General features: G+C 70.6%; 16 protein-coding genes. 9 read left to right on the top strand and 7 right to left on the bottom strand.

Translation table 11 applies throughout. The features are described 5' to 3' along the window. Window positions 1–76 precede the first annotated feature (76 nt). The 4 genes from IE263_RS08490 to IE263_RS08475 all read right to left on the bottom strand — a co-directional run bounded on the left by IE263_RS08490 (window position 77) and on the right by IE263_RS08475 (window position 2,982). Window positions 77–613 carry a hypothetical protein gene (locus tag IE263_RS08490; protein WP_189933922.1) on the bottom strand — a complete coding sequence of 179 codons (537 nt, stop codon included), beginning with the start codon at window positions 611–613 and terminating at the stop codon, window positions 77–79. 87 nt (window positions 614–700) lie between these two features. Continuing rightward, entirely contained in the window at window positions 701–1,111 is a 411-nt protein-coding gene (locus IE263_RS08485) for a RidA family protein (RefSeq protein ID WP_189933920.1), read from the bottom strand. A 45-nt stretch (window positions 1,112–1,156) separates the two neighbouring features. After that, entirely contained in the window at window positions 1,157–1,918 is a 762-nt protein-coding gene (locus IE263_RS08480) for an IclR family transcriptional regulator (RefSeq protein ID WP_189933918.1), read from the bottom strand. Further along, window positions 1,915–2,982: a sugar kinase gene (locus IE263_RS08475; RefSeq protein ID WP_189933916.1), complete on the bottom strand. Its 1,068-nt coding sequence runs from the start codon at window positions 2,980–2,982 to the stop codon at window positions 1,915–1,917. The genes IE263_RS08480 and IE263_RS08475 overlap by 4 nt, the downstream gene beginning before the upstream one ends. A gap of 193 nt (window positions 2,983–3,175) precedes the next feature. On the opposite strand from IE263_RS08475, the gene IE263_RS08470 reads away from it, so the two are divergent. Both IE263_RS08470 and IE263_RS08465 read left to right on the top strand, forming a co-directional pair. Continuing rightward, on the top strand, window positions 3,176–4,453 hold the full coding sequence (locus IE263_RS08470; RefSeq protein ID WP_189933914.1) for an amino acid deaminase: 1,278 nt from the start codon (window positions 3,176–3,178) through the stop codon (window positions 4,451–4,453). Window positions 4,454–4,491: 38 nt separating this feature from the next. Next, complete coding sequence (locus tag IE263_RS08465) at window positions 4,492–6,117, top strand: N-acyl-D-amino-acid deacylase family protein (RefSeq protein ID WP_189933912.1); 1,626 nt, start codon at window positions 4,492–4,494, stop codon at window positions 6,115–6,117. Window positions 6,118–6,139: 22 nt separating this feature from the next. Here the strand turns inward: IE263_RS08465 and IE263_RS08460 are convergent, their stop codons facing one another. Then, complete coding sequence (locus tag IE263_RS08460) at window positions 6,140–7,012, bottom strand: trypsin-like serine peptidase (RefSeq protein ID WP_189933909.1); 873 nt, start codon at window positions 7,010–7,012, stop codon at window positions 6,140–6,142. 875 nt (window positions 7,013–7,887) lie between these two features. Here IE263_RS08460 and IE263_RS08455 point away from each other — a divergent pair. The 4 genes from IE263_RS08455 to IE263_RS08440 all read left to right on the top strand — a co-directional run bounded on the left by IE263_RS08455 (window position 7,888) and on the right by IE263_RS08440 (window position 11,714). Further along, window positions 7,888–9,099, top strand: a complete 1,212-nt coding sequence (locus IE263_RS08455; RefSeq protein ID WP_189933907.1) for a pyridoxal phosphate-dependent aminotransferase — start codon at window positions 7,888–7,890, stop codon at window positions 9,097–9,099. Window positions 9,100–9,202: 103 nt separating this feature from the next. Next, the gene (locus IE263_RS08450; RefSeq protein ID WP_189933905.1) at window positions 9,203–9,628 is read left to right on the top strand and encodes an SCO4983 family protein; all 426 of its coding nucleotides are present in this window, start codon (window positions 9,203–9,205) and stop codon (window positions 9,626–9,628) included. A gap of 188 nt (window positions 9,629–9,816) precedes the next feature. Beyond that, the gene (locus tag IE263_RS08445) at window positions 9,817–10,440 is read left to right on the top strand and encodes a tetratricopeptide repeat protein (RefSeq protein WP_189933902.1); all 624 of its coding nucleotides are present in this window, start codon (window positions 9,817–9,819) and stop codon (window positions 10,438–10,440) included. After that, complete coding sequence (locus tag IE263_RS08440; RefSeq protein WP_189933900.1) at window positions 10,437–11,714, top strand: glycosyltransferase 87 family protein; 1,278 nt, start codon at window positions 10,437–10,439, stop codon at window positions 11,712–11,714. The genes IE263_RS08445 and IE263_RS08440 overlap by 4 nt, the downstream gene beginning before the upstream one ends. Before the next feature lie 11 nt (window positions 11,715–11,725). Here the strand turns inward: IE263_RS08440 and IE263_RS08435 are convergent, their stop codons facing one another. Then, on the bottom strand, window positions 11,726–12,724 hold the full coding sequence (locus IE263_RS08435; protein ID WP_189933898.1) for a glycosyltransferase family 2 protein: 999 nt from the start codon (window positions 12,722–12,724) through the stop codon (window positions 11,726–11,728). A 129-nt stretch (window positions 12,725–12,853) separates the two neighbouring features. Here IE263_RS08435 and IE263_RS08430 point away from each other — a divergent pair, with 129 nt between their 5' ends. Continuing rightward, complete coding sequence (locus tag IE263_RS08430; protein ID WP_189933896.1) at window positions 12,854–13,366, top strand: GtrA family protein; 513 nt, start codon at window positions 12,854–12,856, stop codon at window positions 13,364–13,366. A gap of 131 nt (window positions 13,367–13,497) precedes the next feature. On the opposite strand, the gene IE263_RS08425 is transcribed toward IE263_RS08430, so the two are convergent. Next, window positions 13,498–15,321 (bottom strand): phosphoenolpyruvate carboxykinase (GTP), encoded by a 1,824-nt coding sequence (locus tag IE263_RS08425; protein ID WP_189933894.1) that lies wholly within the window; start codon window positions 15,319–15,321, stop codon window positions 13,498–13,500. A gap of 291 nt (window positions 15,322–15,612) precedes the next feature. Between IE263_RS08425 and trhA the strand changes: the two genes are divergently transcribed. Both trhA and IE263_RS08415 read left to right on the top strand, forming a co-directional pair. After that, on the top strand, window positions 15,613–16,326 hold the full coding sequence (gene trhA, locus IE263_RS08420; RefSeq protein ID WP_189933893.1) for a PAQR family membrane homeostasis protein TrhA: 714 nt from the start codon (window positions 15,613–15,615) through the stop codon (window positions 16,324–16,326). Window positions 16,327–16,478: 152 nt separating this feature from the next. After that, the gene (locus IE263_RS08415) at window positions 16,479–18,023 is read left to right on the top strand and encodes a DHA2 family efflux MFS transporter permease subunit (protein ID WP_189933891.1); all 1,545 of its coding nucleotides are present in this window, start codon (window positions 16,479–16,481) and stop codon (window positions 18,021–18,023) included. Window positions 18,024–18,027 lie beyond the last annotated feature (4 nt).

Here is an 18,027-nt window from a genome sequence, read left to right as displayed (position 1 = left end):
CATGTCGACACGGCCCCGCGCCCCTTCAGGGGCGCTGCCGAACCGCAGCGGACTTCACCCGACCTACTCGAAGGACCTAGTCGGCCTTCTCAGTGCCATCGACGTCCTTGGCGTCACCGGCGTCCTCGACTTCTTCCTCGAAGTAGGCGTCCAGCACCGCGTCCAGCTGCTCGTCCCACTCCTTGAAGCGCCCCCTGGCCGTCGCCTCGATCTCGATCGGGTACCAGCGGCGGTCAGGGGTGTGCACCGTGATGGTGAACCGCTTGCCGAAGCGCGGGGACTCCGTCTCGATGGCGCCGATCTCGTCCCAGCGGAACTCGCACTCCTCCTCGTCGAGGCGGAGGCGGACACCCCTGGCGTCGGCGACGATCCGCGCCCGGCGGTCGGCGGCCTCGAAGACGGGACCGTCCAGGACGTCCTCGTCCGGCTCTTCCTCGGCCACGTCGGCCGGCTCGGTCTCGGAGGCGTCCTCCGAAGCCGAAGTGGCCTCGTCGTCCTCCGCCTTCGCGTCCTCCGGCTCCGCGGTCACGGGCGAGGTGAGCCCGGGGATGAATGCCGGGTCGAATCCGGCGCCCTCCAGGGGCTGGCTGCTCGAACCTATGCGCTGCTCCACAGCGGGCAGTATGGTCGACGATCCTGTGCCGGACACAGCCCGCCCCCAACTTCGTTATGAGACGCCTACACGAGAAGGCTCGACATTTCAGCCCAGAACGGCGAGCGCGTCGATCTCGACGAGGAGCCCGGCGGGGAGGCCGACGTAGACGGTCGTACGGGCGGCCGGGGGCTGGGTGAGGTTCTGCTCCTCGAAGTACGCGTTGTAGATCTCGTTCATCTCGGCGAAGTGGTCCACGTCCGTCAGATAGACGCGGATCATCATCACGTCGTCCCAGCTCGCGCCGCCCTCCTCGAGGATCGCCTTGACGTTGGCGAGGGTCTGGAGGGTCTGCTCGCGCAGGGTGGGGCCGGCGGGTGTGGGGGGCCTGCCCTCCTCGGCGGGGAGGAAGCCGACCTGGCCGGCGACCTGGAGGATGTTGCCCTTGCGGACACCGTGCGAGAACTTCGCGGGCGGGGTGGTGTGGGTCGTCGGGGTGAGCGCGATCTTCTCGGTCATGCGGCGTTCATTCCTCGTGGGCTTCTCGTGGGCTTCCTGGAGGCCTTACGGCGCTTCCTTGACGGGCGTTCTTCCGGAGTACTCGCCGCTGATGTCGTCCGCCGTGCGGCGCACCTGCGGGAGCAGGGTGAGGAGTTCGTCGGCGGTGACGACGACGTTCGGCGCGGACACCGACATCGCGGCGACCACCCGGCCGTCGGCGCCGCGGATCGGTGCGGCGACGCAGTTGATGGACTCCTCGTGGCCGCCGAGGTCGGTGGCCCAGCCCTGTTCGCGCACCTTCTCCAGCTCCCGCAGGAAGGCGGGGGCGTTGGGCGTCGAACGGGCCGTGTACAGGGGGTAGTCGAGCTTCTCCGCGACCGACCGCCGCTCGGGTTCGGGCAGATCGGCGAGCAGCAGCTTGGCGACGGCGGCGACGGTGATGGCGACCGGCTTGCCGATCCGGGAGTACATCCGCACCGGGTAGCGGCTCTCCACCTTGTCGATGTAGAGGACCTCGCCCTCCTCGTACACGGCGAGGTGGACGGTGTGTCCGCACCGCTCGTTCAGCCGTACGAGGTGGGGGTGGGCGATCTCGCGGATGTCGAGGTTCTCCATGGCCTCCTGGGCGAGGGCGAAGAGGCGGGCGCCGAGCCGGTAGCGCTGGTCGGACTGGCGGTAGACGAGCCCGTGCTCGTGCAGGGTCCGCAGCAGCCGCAGGGCCGTCGACTTGTGGACGCCGAGGCGGTCGGCGACCTGTCCGAGGTCGGCGGGGCCCTCGGCGAGCAGCGGCAGGATGCTCAGGGCGCGGTCGACGGTCTGGCTCATGGGGTGCGTACCTCCTCCGGGGCCGCTGCGGCTCGTGTCCAGCCGGGGCCGAGTCGAAGTCTCCCCCACGCGTCGTCGTCCAGGGCGGCCAGGCGGTCGGCGTGGTCACGGGAAGGGGGTGCGGCGAGGTCGCCGGGGACGGTGAGGGCGGCGGCGGCCATGAGGTGGCCGTGGCGCAGCCGCTGCCGTACGGGCAGGCCGCGCAGGGTGGCCGAGAGGAACCCGGCGGCGAAGGCGTCCCCGGCGCCGACGGCGGCGACGACGTCGACCCGCGGCGCCCGGACGGACGTCGCCGTGCCGTCGGCGTCCTCCAGCCCGTCGGTGTCCTCGCCGAACGCGATCGCCCCGCCCTCGCCCTGCTTGACCACCACGATCTCCGGCTCGGGCAGCGCCTCCCGGACGGCACGTGAGCCGCGCAGCCCCCACACCGCCCGCGCCTCGTCGTCCCCGACGAACACGAGGTCGGCCCGGCGCGCCAGCTCCAGCAGCGCCTGTGCGCCGTCGGCGTCCCGCCACAGCCCGGGCCGGTGATTGACGTCGAAGGAGACCAGCGGCCGCCCGGGCCCGGGCTCGGTCAGCTCCCACAGCAGGTCCCGGCACTCCGGCGACAGCGCGGCCGTGATCCCGGACAGGTGCAGCACACGCCCCGCGCGCACGGCCGCCAGGTCCACGTTCCCCACAGCCATCGCGGAGGCCGCCGACCCGGCCCGGTAGTACGCCACCTCGTGGGCGTCGGTGGCCCGGTCCCCGGCGGTGCGGAAGTAGACGCCGGTCGGGCGGTCGGGGTCCCGCCGCACGGAGGCGACATCGACGCCGTACGACCCGATGGTCTCGACGAGATGGTCGCCGAACCCGTCCGTCCCCACCCGGCTGACCCAGCGCACCGCGTGGCCGGCGGTCGCCAGCACACAGGCCACGTTGGACTCGGCGCCGCCGATGGCCCGGTCGAAGGACGGCACGTCGGCGAGGCGGCCGGGCCGGGAGGGCAGGAAGGTGACCATGGACTCGCCGAGCGCGACGACGTCCACGACGTCGGGGGCGTTGCGGGATCCGGTGGCGGTCACGATCGTCGTAGCTCCCAGTCCGTGTGCGGGAGTCCTCGTACGCGGGGCCTCGTACGTGAGGCCTCGTCCGTGGGGGGTCCTCGTCCGCGGGGGCGGCTCCGTTGACCCCCGTCGGCCGAGATGTTAGACAGCGATGAGCGACATACGCAATGATCGTTGCACAAACTGCAACGCATCACTTCAGGAGGCTCGCATGGCTCGTGAGACCGGTACCGAAGCCCTCGCCCGCCTCGCCGGCGAACGCGTCGACCACCGTTTCAAGGGCCTCCCGCCGGACGCCGACGGCCTCACGGTGGGCGAGCTGGCCGCCCAGCGCCGCAACCTCTTCACCGGCGGCTTCACCACCCCCGTCCTCGCCCTCTCCGCCGAGCGCCTGGAGCACAACCTCCGCCTCATGGAGACGTACGCGACCCGCCACGGTCTCGCGTTCGCCCCGCACGGCAAGACGACCATGGCGCCCCAGCTCTTCCAGCGGCAGATCGACCACGGTGCCTGGGGCATCACTCTCGCCGTCCCGCACCAGGTACGGGTGGCCCGGGCCTACGGCGTCCAACGGGTCTTCCTCGCGAACGAACTGGTCGACCCGGCGGCCCTGCGCCGGCTCGCGGCGGAACTGTCCGCCGACCCGGACTTCCGCCTCGTCTGCTACGTCGACTCCGTGCGCGGCGTGGAGCTGATGGACGCGGCCCTGCACGGCACCGCTCGCCCGCTGGACGTCGTCGTGGAACTGGCCGCGGGCGAGGACGCCCGCACCGGGGTGCGCACGGAGGCCGAGTGCGCGGCGGTCGCGGACGCGGTGGCAGGCGTGCCGACCCTGCGGCTGGTGGGCGTGGCGGGGTACGAGGGCGAGGTCCCGCGGGCCGACCCGGAGCGTGTACGGGCCTGGCTGCGCCGGCTGGTGGCCCTGGCCGTCGACTTCGACAAGGCGGGACGGTTCGCGGGCGTGGACGAGATCGTGGTCAGCGCGGGCGGCAGCGCCTGGTTCGACGCGGTCGCCGACGTCTTCGCCGACATCCCCGAACTCTCCCTTCCCGTACTGAAGTTGCTGCGCTCGGGCGCCTACGTCTCGCACGACGACGGCCACTACCGCAGGCTGACCCCCTTCAACCGGGTCCCCGAGGAGGGCGCCCTGGAGCCGGCGTTCCGGCTGTGGACCCAGGTGGTCTCCCGCCCCTCCCCCGACCAGGCCTTCGTCAACGCGGGCAAGCGCGACGCGGCCTACGACCTCGACCTGCCCTTCGCCCAGGTGATCCGCCGGGACGGCACCGAACGCCCCGCCACCGGCGTCTCGGTCACCGCCCTGTCCGACCAGCACGCCTGGCTGCGTACGACGGCCGAGGCGGATCTGGAGGTGGGCGACTGGGTCGGCCTGGGCCTGTCGCACCCGTGCACGTCCTTCGACAAGTGGCAGCTGATCCCGCTGGTCCGGGCGGACGGCACGGTCGTCGACTACATCCGCACGTTCTTCTAGAGGGCCGGCCTTCCAGAGGACCGACAGGAGGCACCGGTATGGAAGACCTCGTCATCCGGGACGCGGACGTCGTCGACGGCACCGGCGGGCCGTCGTACCGCGCCGATGTGGTGGTCGACGACGGCTGGATCGTCGCGATCGTCCAGGAGGCCGCGGCGGCGGGTTGTCAACGCCCGAAGGCCACAAGGGAGTTGGATGCCGAAGGGCTCGTCCTCTCCCCCGGCTTCATCGACATGCACGCCCACAGCGACCTCGCCCTCCTGCGCGACCCCGACCACAGCGCGAAGGCGGCTCAGGGCGTGACCCTGGAAGTCCTCGGCCAGGACGGCCTGTCGTACGCCCCGGTCGACGACCGCACGCTGGAGGGGGTGCGCCGGGCGATCGCCGGCTGGAACGGCCACGGTGACGACATCGACTTCGACTGGCGGTCGGTGGGCGAGTACCTGGACCGTCTGGACTTCGGTTTCGAGGGCCGGGGGATCGCGGTGAACGCCGCCTACCTCGTCCCGCAGGGCACGGTCCGCGCGCTCGCCGTCGGCTGGGAGGACCGCGAGGCGACACCCCGGGAGCTGGACCGGATGCGGCGTCTGGTCGCGGAGGGGATGGAGCAGGGCGCGGTCGGCCTGTCGTCCGGCCTGACCTACACGCCCGGCATGTACGCCAGGGACGCCGAACTGACCGAGCTGTGCCGGGTGGTGGCGGAGTACGGGGGGTACTACTGCCCGCACCACCGCTCGTACGGAGCCGGGGCGCTGGAAGCGTACGCGGAGATGGTGGAGCTGACCCGGGAAGCCGGCTGCCCCCTCCATCTCACCCACGCCACCATGAACTTCGGCGTGAACAAGGGCCGGGCGCCCGAGCTGCTGGCCCTCCTGGACGACGCGCTGGCGGCAGGCTCCGACATCACCCTCGACACGTACCCCTACACCCCTGGCTGCACCACCCTCGTCGCCCTGCTGCCGAGCTGGGCGAGCGAGGGCGGCCCCGAGGCGATCCTCGGCCGCCTCGCCGACGAGGAGACGGCACAGCGCATCCGCCACGACCTGGAGGTGACCGGCGCCGACGGCTGCCACGGCGTGCCGGTGGAATGGGACACGATCGAGATCTCGGGCGTGGGCGACCCGCGGCTGGCCGACCACGTCGGCCGCACCATCCAGCAGTCGGCGGCCCTGCGCGGCGAGACACCCTGGACGACGGCCCGTCGCCTGCTCCTGGACGACCGGCTGGCCCCGACGATCCTCCAGCACGTGGGCCACGAGGAGAACGTGCGCACGATCATGCGCCACCGCGTCCACACGGGCGGCTCGGACGGCGTCCTCCAGGGCGCCAAGGCGCACCCGCGCGCCTACGGCACGTTCCCGCACTACCTCGGCCACTACGTGAGGGAGTTGGGGGTCCTGTCACTGGAGGAGTGCGTCGCTCATCTCACCGGGCGCCCGGCAGCCCGCCTCCGGCTGCCGGACCGGGGCCTGATCCGGGAGGGCCACCGCGCGGACCTGGTGCTGTTCGACCCACGGACGGTCGCGGCGGGTTCCACCTACGACGCCCCGCGCACGCTCCCGACCGGCATCCCGTACGTCCTGGTCGACGGACGCTTCGTGATCGAGGACGGGCGGCGGACGGACGTGCTGGCGGGGCGGGCGGTCCGTCGCAGTCCCGTGTGACGGAACGCCCCTCCTCATCGCCTCACGGCTTGGGCAGGACACACCCGCTCGCGCTCAGGTTCAGCTGGTTGCCGGTCGTGAAGCAGGCCGGGAACTGGTAGGTCTGCTGGGCGTAGTTGATGCCCTGGCGGACGGTGACGTTGCCGCTCGCGTCGACCTCGCACGGGTTGTTCACCGTGCAGCTCTCGCCGTCCTCGTTGCCGGTGTTGTTGACGGCGACGACCTTGCCGGTGGCCTGGTCGACGACCGGCGAGCCCGAGGTGCCGCCGATGGTGTTGCAGGCGGAGGTGTAACGGACCGAGTCCTTCCAGGTCCAGTCGCCCTCCTTCATGCGGTACACGAACCCGTCGATGTTGCAGTTGTAGAGCCGCTTCCAGTAGCCCGAGGCGACGGTGATCGCGGTCCCGGCCGTGGGGTGCGTGTCCTGCACGGTCAGCGCGTTGATCCCGTACGAGTTCCGGATCGCCGCGTAGGTGGTGGTGAGCTGGTAGAGGGCGGCGTCCGTGTCGGTCATCGTCCCGTAGGCGATCTTGCTGGCGCGCAGGGTCGCGACCCGGGTGCCGGCGGAGTTGAGCAGGCCGAAGGTGCGGGTGGATGCCCGGTTGACGATCACCTCGCCGGGCCCCGGGAACCCGGTCTCCAGGCAGTGCCCGTTGGTCAGCACGAGCGCCGGGGCGGTGTCCAGGGAGTTCGGGAAGCGCACGACGGAGCCGGAACAGTTGCTGAGCGCGACCGTCCCGGCGAGGGTCACGGCCTGGAGCTTCGGCGAGGCGGCCTTGGCGTCCGCCTTCTCCGCCGCCGCGGGAGCCGCGCTCACGGGCGCCGCGACCGCGGGTGCCGCACCGGCCCCGGCGATCGCCAGGGCGAAGAGCGCGGCAACGAGAGGCTTTCTCATGTGGGGGTCCCCTCTTACGACAAGGCGACCGGAGATCTTCCGGCCGCCCGCTGATTTGTCATGCGCATTTTCAACGCGCGAAGAGGGGAGAACAAGGATCACATTTCAGCCACCGGCGCCACTCACCTACCGAGGCCCTTTGGAGGCCCCCTGTCCACGCCCCTTGCCGTTCCCCTTGTCGGAGGGGGCCGCAGGAGCGGAGGTCGCCGCAGCCGCCGTGGAAGCCGGAGCACCGGCCGAGGAGGTGGGCGCGGGCACCTTGGACGCCGTAGCCCCCGCCGTAGGGGTCGCCCCGGCCGACGCGCCGCGCGTCGGACCCGCGTCCGCGCCCCCGGGCGCGGACGCGGGCGCAGACGCGGACGCGGGCGCAGACCCGACCGACTCCCCCGGCGCCGACCGCGTACCTCCCCGCGTCCCCGGCTGTTCGCCCTCAGAGCCTCCCGAGAAGGCCACCCCCGCGATCACCGCAGCCAGGGAGACAGCCCCCAGCGCCCCCACGGCGACCGCCACCCGCCGCGGCCGGCGAGCGGCGCGACGCCGGTCCGCACGACCACCCGCCCCACCGGCGGAGCCGACCGCGGAGCCACCCTCCATGACCCGAGGCAACCTCGTCGTCTCGTCGTACGCGTTCTGCCAGCCGTGCGCGGCGGCTGGATCCATGTACTCCTCGTACGCCGGCGCCGCCCCCTCATCCGGGAGGTACACGTTCGGCTGCACCCGGGGGTTCCCACTCTGACCTGGCCTGGACATGGCCGCGGATTGTAGATACCCGTGGGGCGACTGGGACAGCGGACGCCGATATCCCCCCAAAGCGGGTGTCTCACGTGGCGGAAAACACCCTCCGGAAGGCGTGAACGAGCCCTAAGCTCCCAGACATGCAGGTGATCCAGTCGACCAAGCTCGCCAATGTCTGTTACGAGATCCGGGGCCCGGTTCTCGAGGAGGCGATGCGCCTGGAAGCGGCGGGGCACCGCATCCTCAAGCTGAACACCGGAAATCCGGCCGCGTTCGGCTTCGAGTGCCCGCCGGAGATCCTGGAGGACATCCTCCGCAACGTCTCGTCGGCGCACGGCTACGGCGACGCGAAGGGCCTGCTGGCCGCGCGCCGGGCGGTGGTCATGCACAACCAGACCCTGGGCATCGAGACCGACGTCGAGCACGTCTTCATCGGCAACGGCGTCTCCGAGCTGATCGTGATGGCGATGCAGGGGCTGCTGGACGACGGGGACGAGGTCCTCGTCCCGGCGCCGGACTACCCGCTGTGGACCGCCGCCGTCTCCCTCTCCGGCGGCACGGCCGTCCACTACCGCTGCGACGAGCAGTCCGACTGGATGCCGGACCTCGCGGACGTCGAGCGCAAGGTCACCGACCGCACCAAGGCGATCGTCATCATCAACCCGAACAACCCGACGGGCGCGGTGTACGACGAGGCGATGATCAGGGGCCTGACCGACATCGCCCGCCGCCACAACCTGCTCGTCTGCTCGGACGAGATCTACGACAAGATCCTCTACGACGGCGCCACGCACACCCCCACCGCGAAGGTCGCCCCCGACCTGCTCACCCTCACCTTCAACGGTATGTCGAAGGCGTACCGGGCGGCCGGCTACCGGGTCGGCTGGATGTCCATCTCCGGCCCCCGCGCGCACGCCGACTCCTACATCGAGGGTCTGACGATCCTGGCGAACATGCGCCTGTGCGCGAACATGCCGGGCCAGCACGGCGTGGTGGCCGCGCTCACCGGACGGCAGTCCATCAACGACCTGGTGCTGCCGGGCGGGCGGCTCAAGGAGCAGATGGACACGGCGTACGAGCTGCTGACGCAGATCCCGGGTGTGACGTGCGTCCGGCCGAAGGGGGCGCTGTACCTCTTCCCGCGTCTCGACCCGACGGTGTTCAAGATCAAGGACGACCGGCGGATGGTCCTGGACCTGCTGCGACGGGAGAAGATCATGGTCGTGCAGGGCACCGGCTTCAACTGGCCGGAGCCGGACCACTTCCGGGTGGTGACGCTGCCGACGGTGGCGGACCTGCGGGACGCGGTGGGCCGGATCGGGCGCTTCCTGGACGGCTACGGCCAGCCCTGACGCTCACGACCGGTGATGGAACGGTCCGGTTTTGCGATCCGCTCAACTTTAGACGAAATCTAAGCTAGGATGGCTTCCTGTCAGAGCACGGGAGGCCATCCTCATGTACGAACCGATCCGTACCAAGTCGGTCCACAGCACGATGGCCGGCACCACCTCCGACTTCCCCCACCGGTCCCGCGAGGAGGAGCTGGACATCCAGCTCGCGGGACATCTCGCGGCGCTGCTCGCCGTCACCGACGAGCTGCGCGCGCTGGCACCGTCCACCGACCTGGACACCGCGGCCGAACGGCTCGCGCAGCAGGTGGCCCGGCTGCGGGGAGGGCGGACGCCGGTCCGTACGACCCCGGCCGCCGACCGGTCCGAGCCGCCGTCGGCGGCCCTTCACGAGCGGGCGCACACCCTGGCGGGCCGCGCGCTCGTCGTCGCGGCGTCCCGCGCGGACACGGCGGCGGCGATCCTGGCGGCGGAGCGCATGGACGCGCACTCCGCCGCGCTGGCGGAACAGAAACTGACCACCGCCGGCTGACCCCTCCCGGGGTCCCGTGAACGGCCCCGGTCCGCGTGCACCCGCAGCGACGCGCGGACCGGGCGCCATTTTTTGTGTGCGTTTCCCTGCGCAGATCTGTGTAATTCCCTGCGTACATTCGGGTGGACCGCGCACCCGAGTGCCCGCCGAGCGGCGGCACCGTCAACATGACTTCGTAACGTGACACGGTGAAACGCAGGCGATTGTTGATGGTGCTCTCCGGTGCGGCTGCGGCAGCCACCGGAATGATGGTGTGGGCGATTCATTCCTCCTCGGCAGCGGCCCCGGAATCCAAGGCCCAGCCCGCGCCGAAAAAGACACTCGAGAATGTCGACGCACTTCTGCAGACCGGCGTTCTGCAGCAGCAGACCCACGATTCCAAGGGAGCTGCCCGTACCTATCGGCGCGTGCTGGAACTGGACCCGCAGAACAAGCTCGCCTGGTACAACCTGGGAGTCATCGCGCACGAGGACGGCCGGACGGCCGATGCCCGTGCGGCCTACGAAAAGTCCCTGAAGATCGACCCGGCATTCGAGTCGGCTCTCTTCAACGAGGCGCTCCTGCTGAAATCGAGCGATCCCGACCGTGCCATGGGGCTCCTGGAACGCGCCATCGGCGCCAATCCACAAGCGACCACGGCACATCTGCACCTCGCAGACATCTGGGCCAAGAAGAATCGTGACGAGGAAGCGGCGGACGAATACCGTCGTGCCGTCGCGGCCGATCCCTCGCTCCGTTCCCACGTGCCGGAATCCTTCCGGGATTCCCTGAGCCCCTCACCCGAACCGAGCCCGGCAGGGAGCACCCGATGACGTCGAGCACCGAGGCCCCACGCCGGCACCCGGCCGATCCGACGGTGCTGACGCTGACCGTGTACACCACGGTCGTGGCAGCCCTCTCGGCGCGCGTCTTCTTGATGCCCGGCGAGTCGTTGGACTACCGCACCTTTCTCGATCCCTGGTACCGCCACATCGCGAGCCACGGGGGGTTCCACGCCCTCGCCGACCCCGGCTTCTCGGACTACAACGTCCCCTACCTCTACCTGCTGGCCGCGCTGACCTACCTGCCGTTGCCGGCGCTGGCGGGCATCAAGTGGATCTCGATCCTGTTCGACCTGGCGCTGGCGTACTACACCTTCCGGATGATGTCCCGGCTCCGGCCCACCTCCTCCCGGGCGGCCCTCGGCGCGGCCGCGGTGGTGCTCTTCCTGCCCACCGTCGTCACCAACAGCGGGTGGTGGGGGCAGTGCGACAGCATCTACGCGGCCTTCCTGGTCGGTGGGATCCACCATGTGCTGGGCCGGCGGCCGTGGTGGGCGTGCGCGTTCTTCGGGATCGCGCTGGCGGTCAAGTTCCAGACCGTTTTCCTCTTCCCCTTCCTGCTCGTCCTGGTGCTGGTGAAGCGGGTGCCGTGGCGGTGCCTGCTCGCCGTTCCGGGGGCGTACCTCGTGCTCGACGTCCCGGCCCTCGTGCTCGGCGCCGACCCGTGGCGGCTGCTGACGGTCTACGCCCGGCAGACGAACACGTACCAGCTGCTGTCCGTCAACGCGCCGTCCGTCTACGAGTTCGTGTCGGTGCCCGGGGACACCGGCGGTGTGCGCTTCGCGGGGGTGCTGGTCGCGGGGACGCTCGTGTCGCTCCTGACCGGACTGGCGGTGTGGTCCCTGCGACGCGGCCGGCCCGGCGTGCCGGACTCCGGTCCCGGTGTGCCGGGACTCACGGACACCCGGATCGTGTTGCTGGCCGCCTGCTCCGCGATCGTGGTGCCGTTCCTGCTGCCCTCGATGCACGAGCGGTACTTCTACGTCGCGGACGTGCTCACCGTGATCGCCGCGTTCGCACGGCCCCGGCAGCTCTGGTACGTGCCGGTGCTGGTGCAGCTCGCCTCGTTCGGCAGCTACCTGAAGTGCAACTCCGCGGACCTGGCTCCGTATCTGTCGATGCCCGCGCACAGTGCGCTGATGCTGTTGGCGCTGCTGCCCCTGCTCCGGGCGACCGCCCGTGAGCTGCGCCGCGGGCCGGAGGCGCCGGCCGTGCCCGGCCGACGGGTCGCCGACGGGAACACGGCCGAGCCGGCCCGGGCCTGACGGCCGCTCGGTCACAGTGTCTTACGGGCCTGCCTGGCGATGGCCATGGCGGTGTCGTCGGCGACGAAGTAGGTCGGGCGTTGCTGGGCGGCGGTGTAGATGCGGCCGATGTACTCGCCGACCACGCCCAGGCAGACGAGTTGGACGGCACCGACGAAGAGAACGGCGATGATCAGGGAGGTCCAGCCGGGGGCGGTGTCGCCCGCCGCGTGCACGGCGAGCGTGTACACGAGCATGCCGAGGCAGACACAGAAGGCGAGGGCGCCGAGCCAGATGGCCAGCCGCAGCGGGGCGACGGAGAAGCCGATGATGCTGTCGACCGCCAGCAGGATCATCTTGCGCAGGGGGTACTTGGTATGACCGGCGACGCGTGGGTCGCGGCGGTAGGTGACCTCTCCGCTGGGGAAGCCGAACCAGGGCATGAGGAGCCGGTACACCTGCGGCTGGTCGGGCAGGGCCTTCAGGGCGTCGAGGACGTTGCGCGACAGCAGACGGAAGTCGCCGGCCTGGGCGCAGACATGGGTGCCGACCAGCCGGCGCATGAGCCAGTAGTACGCGCCGGCGGTGCGGCGCTTGAAGCCGGTGTCGCTGGAGCGGTTGGTACGTACGCCGTAGACGATGTCCAGGTGCCGGGAGCGGGCCAGCGCGAGCATCTCGGGGATCTTCTCCGGGGGGTCCTGGAGGTCGGCGTCGAGACTCACGGCGTAGGCACCGCGGGCGCTGTGCAGACCGGCGGTCAACGCGGCCTGGTGTCCGCTGTTGCGTCGCAGTCGTACCAGCCGCAGCTGCGGCCAGCCGGCCCGCAGCTGCGCCAGGTGTTCGGCCGTCCCGTCCGTGGAGCCGTCGTCCACCGCGACGACCTCGTACTCCTCTCCGGTTCCGTCCAGCACCGGCCGCAGCCGCTCCACCAGCGCCGGCAATGCCTCTTCCTCGTTGAACATCGGAATGACGACCGACAACTCAACGGACGACTCGACCCGGTCCGTCGGGTCGTGGCTCACATCGATCATTCGGCGATCCCAGCGCATTCTGGAACGGGCGAGCGCAGCAAAGCGCCCCTTTTACCCGGTTACCATATAATCTGATGCTGTTTCAGCGCGTACAGACACACGTCCTACGAACCCCGGGTGCCGTAACCGATGCCGAACCCCGCCGAGCCCGTCCGGCACGCCGCCGCGCCCCGCAGCACCCGGGTCACCCGGCAGCTGCCGGTGTTCGCGGTCATCGGACTGCTGTCCACCGCCGCCTATCTGGGCCTGTACACGGCGCTCCGGCCGGTGCTCGACGCCCAGCCCGCCAACCTGGTCGCGTTGTTGGTCACCGCTGTGGCCAACACCGCCGCCAACCGCCGGTTCACCTTCCGGGTGCAGGGCGCCGAGGGGGCCGCCCGGCATCACCTCCAGGGGCTGGTGGCCTTCGTCGCCGGGCTCGCGCTCAGCAGCGGCGCTCTCGCCGTGGCGCACCGGACCCTGTCGGACGCGCCGCGCGTGGAGATCGCCGCACTGATCGTGGCGAACGCCGCCGCGACGGCGCTGCGCTTCACCCTGCTGCGGCTGTGGGTGTTCGGGGGAGCGGGACACCGCGGCCACAAGGTCCCGAACAGGCGAGGGCCTGCCGTCATGCCTCCCGTCGGGGCGGACGGGGAGCGGTGACGACAGGCCCAGGGCCCCGCACGCCGTTGTGCGAAGCCTCGCCGGTCCGTGGTGCTGTCACCGCGGCCGACCGTGACGATGTTGCTGGTCAGGGCACGATCGGAGCCGGCCGCGGCGTTTTGGGGGCTTGCTCAGCCCAGGCGCTGCACCAGTGCGCGGTACTCGTCCCACAGCTCCTTGGGCGTGTGGTCGCCGAAGGTGTTGAGGTGCTCGGGGACCAGGGCGGCCTCCTCGCGCCAGACCTCCTTGTCGACCGTGAGCAGGAACTCCAGGTCGGAGTCGGCGAGTTCGAGACCGTTGGTGTCCAGCGCCTCCTTGGTCGGCAGGATGCCGATCGGCGTCTCGACGCCCTCGGCCTTGCCCTCCAGCCGCTCCACGATCCACTTCAGGACGCGGCTGTTCTCGCCGAAGCCGGGCCAGACGAACTGGCCCTCGTTGTCCTTGCGGAACCAGTTGACGTAGTAGATCTTCGGCAGCTTGGACTGGTCCTTGTCCTTGGCCACGTCGATCCAGTGGCCCATGTAGTCGCCCATGTTGTAGCCGCAGAACGGCAGCATGGCGAACGGGTCGCGGCGCAGCTCGCCGACCTTGCCCTCGGCGGCGGCGGTCTTCTCGGAGGCCACGTTGGCGCCGAGGAACACACCGTGGTTCCAGTCGAAGGACTCCGTCACCAGCGGTACGGCGGTGGCGCGCCGTCCGCCGAAGAGGATCGCCGAGATCGGCACACCCCTGGGGTCCTCCCACTCGGGCGCGATGATCGGGCACTGCGAGGCGGGGACGGTGAAGCGGGCGTTGGGGTGGGCGGCCGGGGTCCCTGACTCCGGCGTCCAGTCGTTGCCCTTCCAGTCCGTCAGGTGGGCCGGGGTCTCCTCCGTCATGCCCTCCCACCAGATGTCGTTGTCGTCGGTGAGGGCGACGTTGGTGAAGACGGAGTTGCCCCACAGCGTCTTCATCGCGTTGGCGTTGGTGTGCTCACCGGTGCCGGGCGCGACGCCGAAGAAGCCGGCCTCGGGGTTGATGGCGTACAGACGGCCGTCCTCGCCGAAGCGCATCCAGGCGATGTCGTCGCCGATCGTCTCGACCGTCCAGCCGGAGATCGTCGGCTCCAGCATGGCGAGGTTCGTCTTTCCGCAGGCGCTGGGGAAGGCCGCGGCGACGTACTTGGACTCTCCCTGCGGGGGCGTCAGCTTGAGGACCAGCATGTGCTCGGCGAGCCAGCCCTCGTCGCGGGCCATGACGGAGGCGATGCGCAGGGCGTAGCACTTCTTGCCGAGCAGGGCGTTGCCGCCGTAGCCGGAGCCGTAGGACCAGATCTCGCGGGTCTCCGGGAAGTGGGAGATGTACTTGGTGGAGTTGCACGGCCAGGGGACGTCCTCCTGGCCCTCCTCCAGCGGCGCTCCGAGCGTGTGCACGGCACGCACGAAGAAGCCGTCGGAGCCGAGCTCGTCGAGGACGGGCTGTCCCATGCGGGTCATGGTGCGCATGGACACGGCGACGTAGGCGGAGTCGGTGATCTCCACGCCGATCGCGGAGAGTTCCGAGCCCAGCGGGCCCATGCAGAACGGGACGACGTACATCGTCCGGCCCTTCATCGAGCCGCGGAAGACGCCCTTCTCACCGGTGAAGATCTCCCGCATCTCCGCGGGGGCCTTCCAGTGGTTGGTCGGGCCCGCGTCCTGCTCCTCCTCGGAGCAGATGAAGGTGCGGTCCTCGACGCGAGCGACGTCGGTCGGGTCGGAGGCCGCGTAGTAGGAGTTGGGGCGCTTGATCGGGTCGAGTTTCCGGAAGGTGCCCTTCTGGACGAGCTCCTCGCACAGTCGCTCGTACTCGGCCTCGGATCCGTCACACCAGACCACGTTGTCCGGCTGGGTCAGTTCGGCGATCTCGTTGACCCACGAGATCAGTTCCTGATGCTGGGTGGGGATGACGGGGGGAGCCGCGATGTCGCGCGCCACGTTCGCTCCTAAGTGAGGGATTTTGTTCTTGTCTGCCCCGTGGGGGCCGCGGCCCGGATGCTTCGCAGCGAGCTGCTGAGCGCTCATCCGGTGCCGACTGCACTCATTTGATCATCCGACGCATGAGCCCATCTGTCCAGAGGACGTCACAGATGAGCAGGGTGAGGCTCGCCACGTGTTCATCCGGATTCGCTCCGTAACCCCTGATCGGCATGAGATGATGGCCACTCTTCGCCCCTCATCTCGCCGGATCGGCCCGTAACTTACGGTTCCGTAGGTACGATGCGGCGCATGACTGCGTCCGCCCCCGACGCGCCCACGGACCCGCCGGCCGACGGCCGCGGTCCCGTCGCGCTCCCCCTGCCGCATCCGGTCAAGCCCAAGCTCCGCGGCTGGCTGCACCTCGGCATGTTCCCGGCCGCCCTCATCGCAGGCCTGGTGCTCACCGCGCTGGCCGACTCCACGAGAGGCCGCATCGCCTGCGGCATCTACGCCCTGACCGCCTGCCTGCTGTTCGGCGTGAGCGCGCTGTACCACCGGGGCGACTGGACCCCGCGCATGGACGGCATCCTGCGCCGCCTGGACCACGCGAACATCTTCCTGATCATCGCGGGCACCTACACACCGCTCACCCTGCTGCTCCTGCCGGAGGCCAAGGGCCAGTGGCTGCTGTGGGGCATCTGGGCCGCCGCGGCCGCCGGCATCGTCTTCCGGGTGTTCTGGGTGGGTGCCCCGCGCTGGCTCTACACCCCCTGCTACATCGCGATGGGCTGGGCGGCCGTCTTCTTCCTGCCGGACTTCCTGCGCACCGGCGGCATCGCCGTACTCGTCCTGGTGGTCGTCGGGGGTCTCCTCTACAGCGCGGGCGGCGTGATCTACGGCATCAAGCGCCCCAACCCGTCACCGCGCTGGTTCGGCTTCCACGAGGTCTTCCACTCCTTCACGCTGGCCGCGTTCGTCGTGCACTACGTGGGCATCTCGCTGGTGGCGTACCAGCACGCATAGATCATTTCCCGCCCTCTTCCGAGGGCCACCCCAGGGCCACGGCTTCCGAGCCGTGGCCCTTTCGCATGCCCGCCACGCCGACAGCAGAGCCAGTATGCCAACAGCAGATCCCTATTGACAGTCTCTAGTTTTTGAGAGCTACTCTCAGTTTCATGACTACTGTCACCTCACCCGACCCCCGCCGCTGGTGGGCCCTCGGGGCCCTGGTCGCGAGCATGCTGACGCTCGGCTTCGACCTGACGATCCTGAACGTGGCGCTGCCGACCATGGCGCAGGACCTCGGCGCCACCACCGGCGAACAGCAGTGGATGGCGGACGCGTACGTCGTCGTCTTCGCGGCGCTGATGCTCCCGGCGGGCCTGCTGGGCGACCGGTTCGGGCGGCGGCGGATGCTGATCGTCGGGCTCGGGATCTTCCTGGCCGGTTCTCTCGTGGGCGCGCTCGCGGGAGACGTGAACGCGGTCGTCGTCGCCCGTGCGGTGATGGGCGTCGGAGCCGCGCTGGTCACGCCCCTCGCGCTCTCGGTCCTGCCCTCGCTGTTCGCACCCGAGGAGCGCACCAAGGCCGTCGGCATCGTGTCCGCCGGCTCGACGCTCGGCCTGCCCCTCGGCCCGATCATCGGCGGCTGGCTGCTGGGCCACTTCTGGTGGGGCTCGGTCTTCCTCATCAACGTCCCGATGGCCGCGATCGGCATCCTCGCCTGCGTCTTCCTGCTGCCCGAGACCAGCGACCCCGCCTCCCCCAAGGTCGACACCGTCTCCACCGCGCTCACCGCGGCCGGGCTCGGCGCGCTCATCTACGCGATCATCGAAGCGCCCACGCGTGGCTGGGGCGACCCTCTGGTCCTCGCGATGTTCGCCCTGGCCGTCGTACTGATCGCCGCGCTCGTGCTGCGCGAGCGGCGGGCCGTGCGGCCCATGCTCGACATGGGGCTGCTCGCCCACCGCGGATTCCTGTTCAACACGCTCGCGGCGACCCTGGTGATGTTCGTCCTGTCCGGCCTGATGTTCGTCCTGCCGCCCTACCTCCAGGCTGTCCTCGGCCACGACGCCCTCGGTACCGGCGTACGGCTGCTGCCGATGATGGGCGGGCTGATGGTGGCCGCGCGGGCCGCGCAGCCCGTCGTCGCCCGCTTCGGGGCGCGGGCCGTGGTGAGCGCGGGCCTGGTGGTGCTTGCCTTCGCCGCGCTCCTGGGCAGCCGTACGACGGCGGACTCCGGGTACGGCTTCACCGCGCTGTGGCTGTCCGTCGCCGGGGCCGGCTTCGGTTTCTCACTCGTCCCGGCGATGTCCGGCGCCCTCGGCACCCTGCCCTCCGACCGCGCCGGCAGCGGCTCCGGGCTGCTGATGACGCTGCGCCAGGTCGGCGGCGCGATCGGCATCGCCCTGCTCGGCAGCCTGCTCTCCAGCACCTTCCGGGACCGCCTCGACGTCACCGGCCTGCCCGCCGGGACCGCCGACACGGCCGGGGACTCGGTGGTCGCCGCCCACCTGATCGCGGAGAAGGCGGGCTCGGCGCATCTCGCCGTCTCCGCGAACAGCGCGTACGTCCACGGCATGGGCCTGGTCCTGATCGTGTGCGGCGTCGCCGCCCTGGCCGCCGCGCTGCTGGCCGCAGCGTTCCTGCCGGGGACGCCCCGCCGCGAGGAAAGCCCCACGCCGGGCGTGGCCGCCCCGAAGGCGGATGCCCGACAATGAACCC

Source organism: Streptomyces aurantiogriseus, from assembly GCF_014649375.1.
Classification (GTDB): Bacteria; Actinomycetota; Actinomycetes; order Streptomycetales; family Streptomycetaceae; genus Streptomyces; species Streptomyces aurantiogriseus.
The sequence above is the reverse complement of the archived record's forward strand: the minus strand, read 5'-3'. Positions and strand labels throughout refer to the sequence as shown.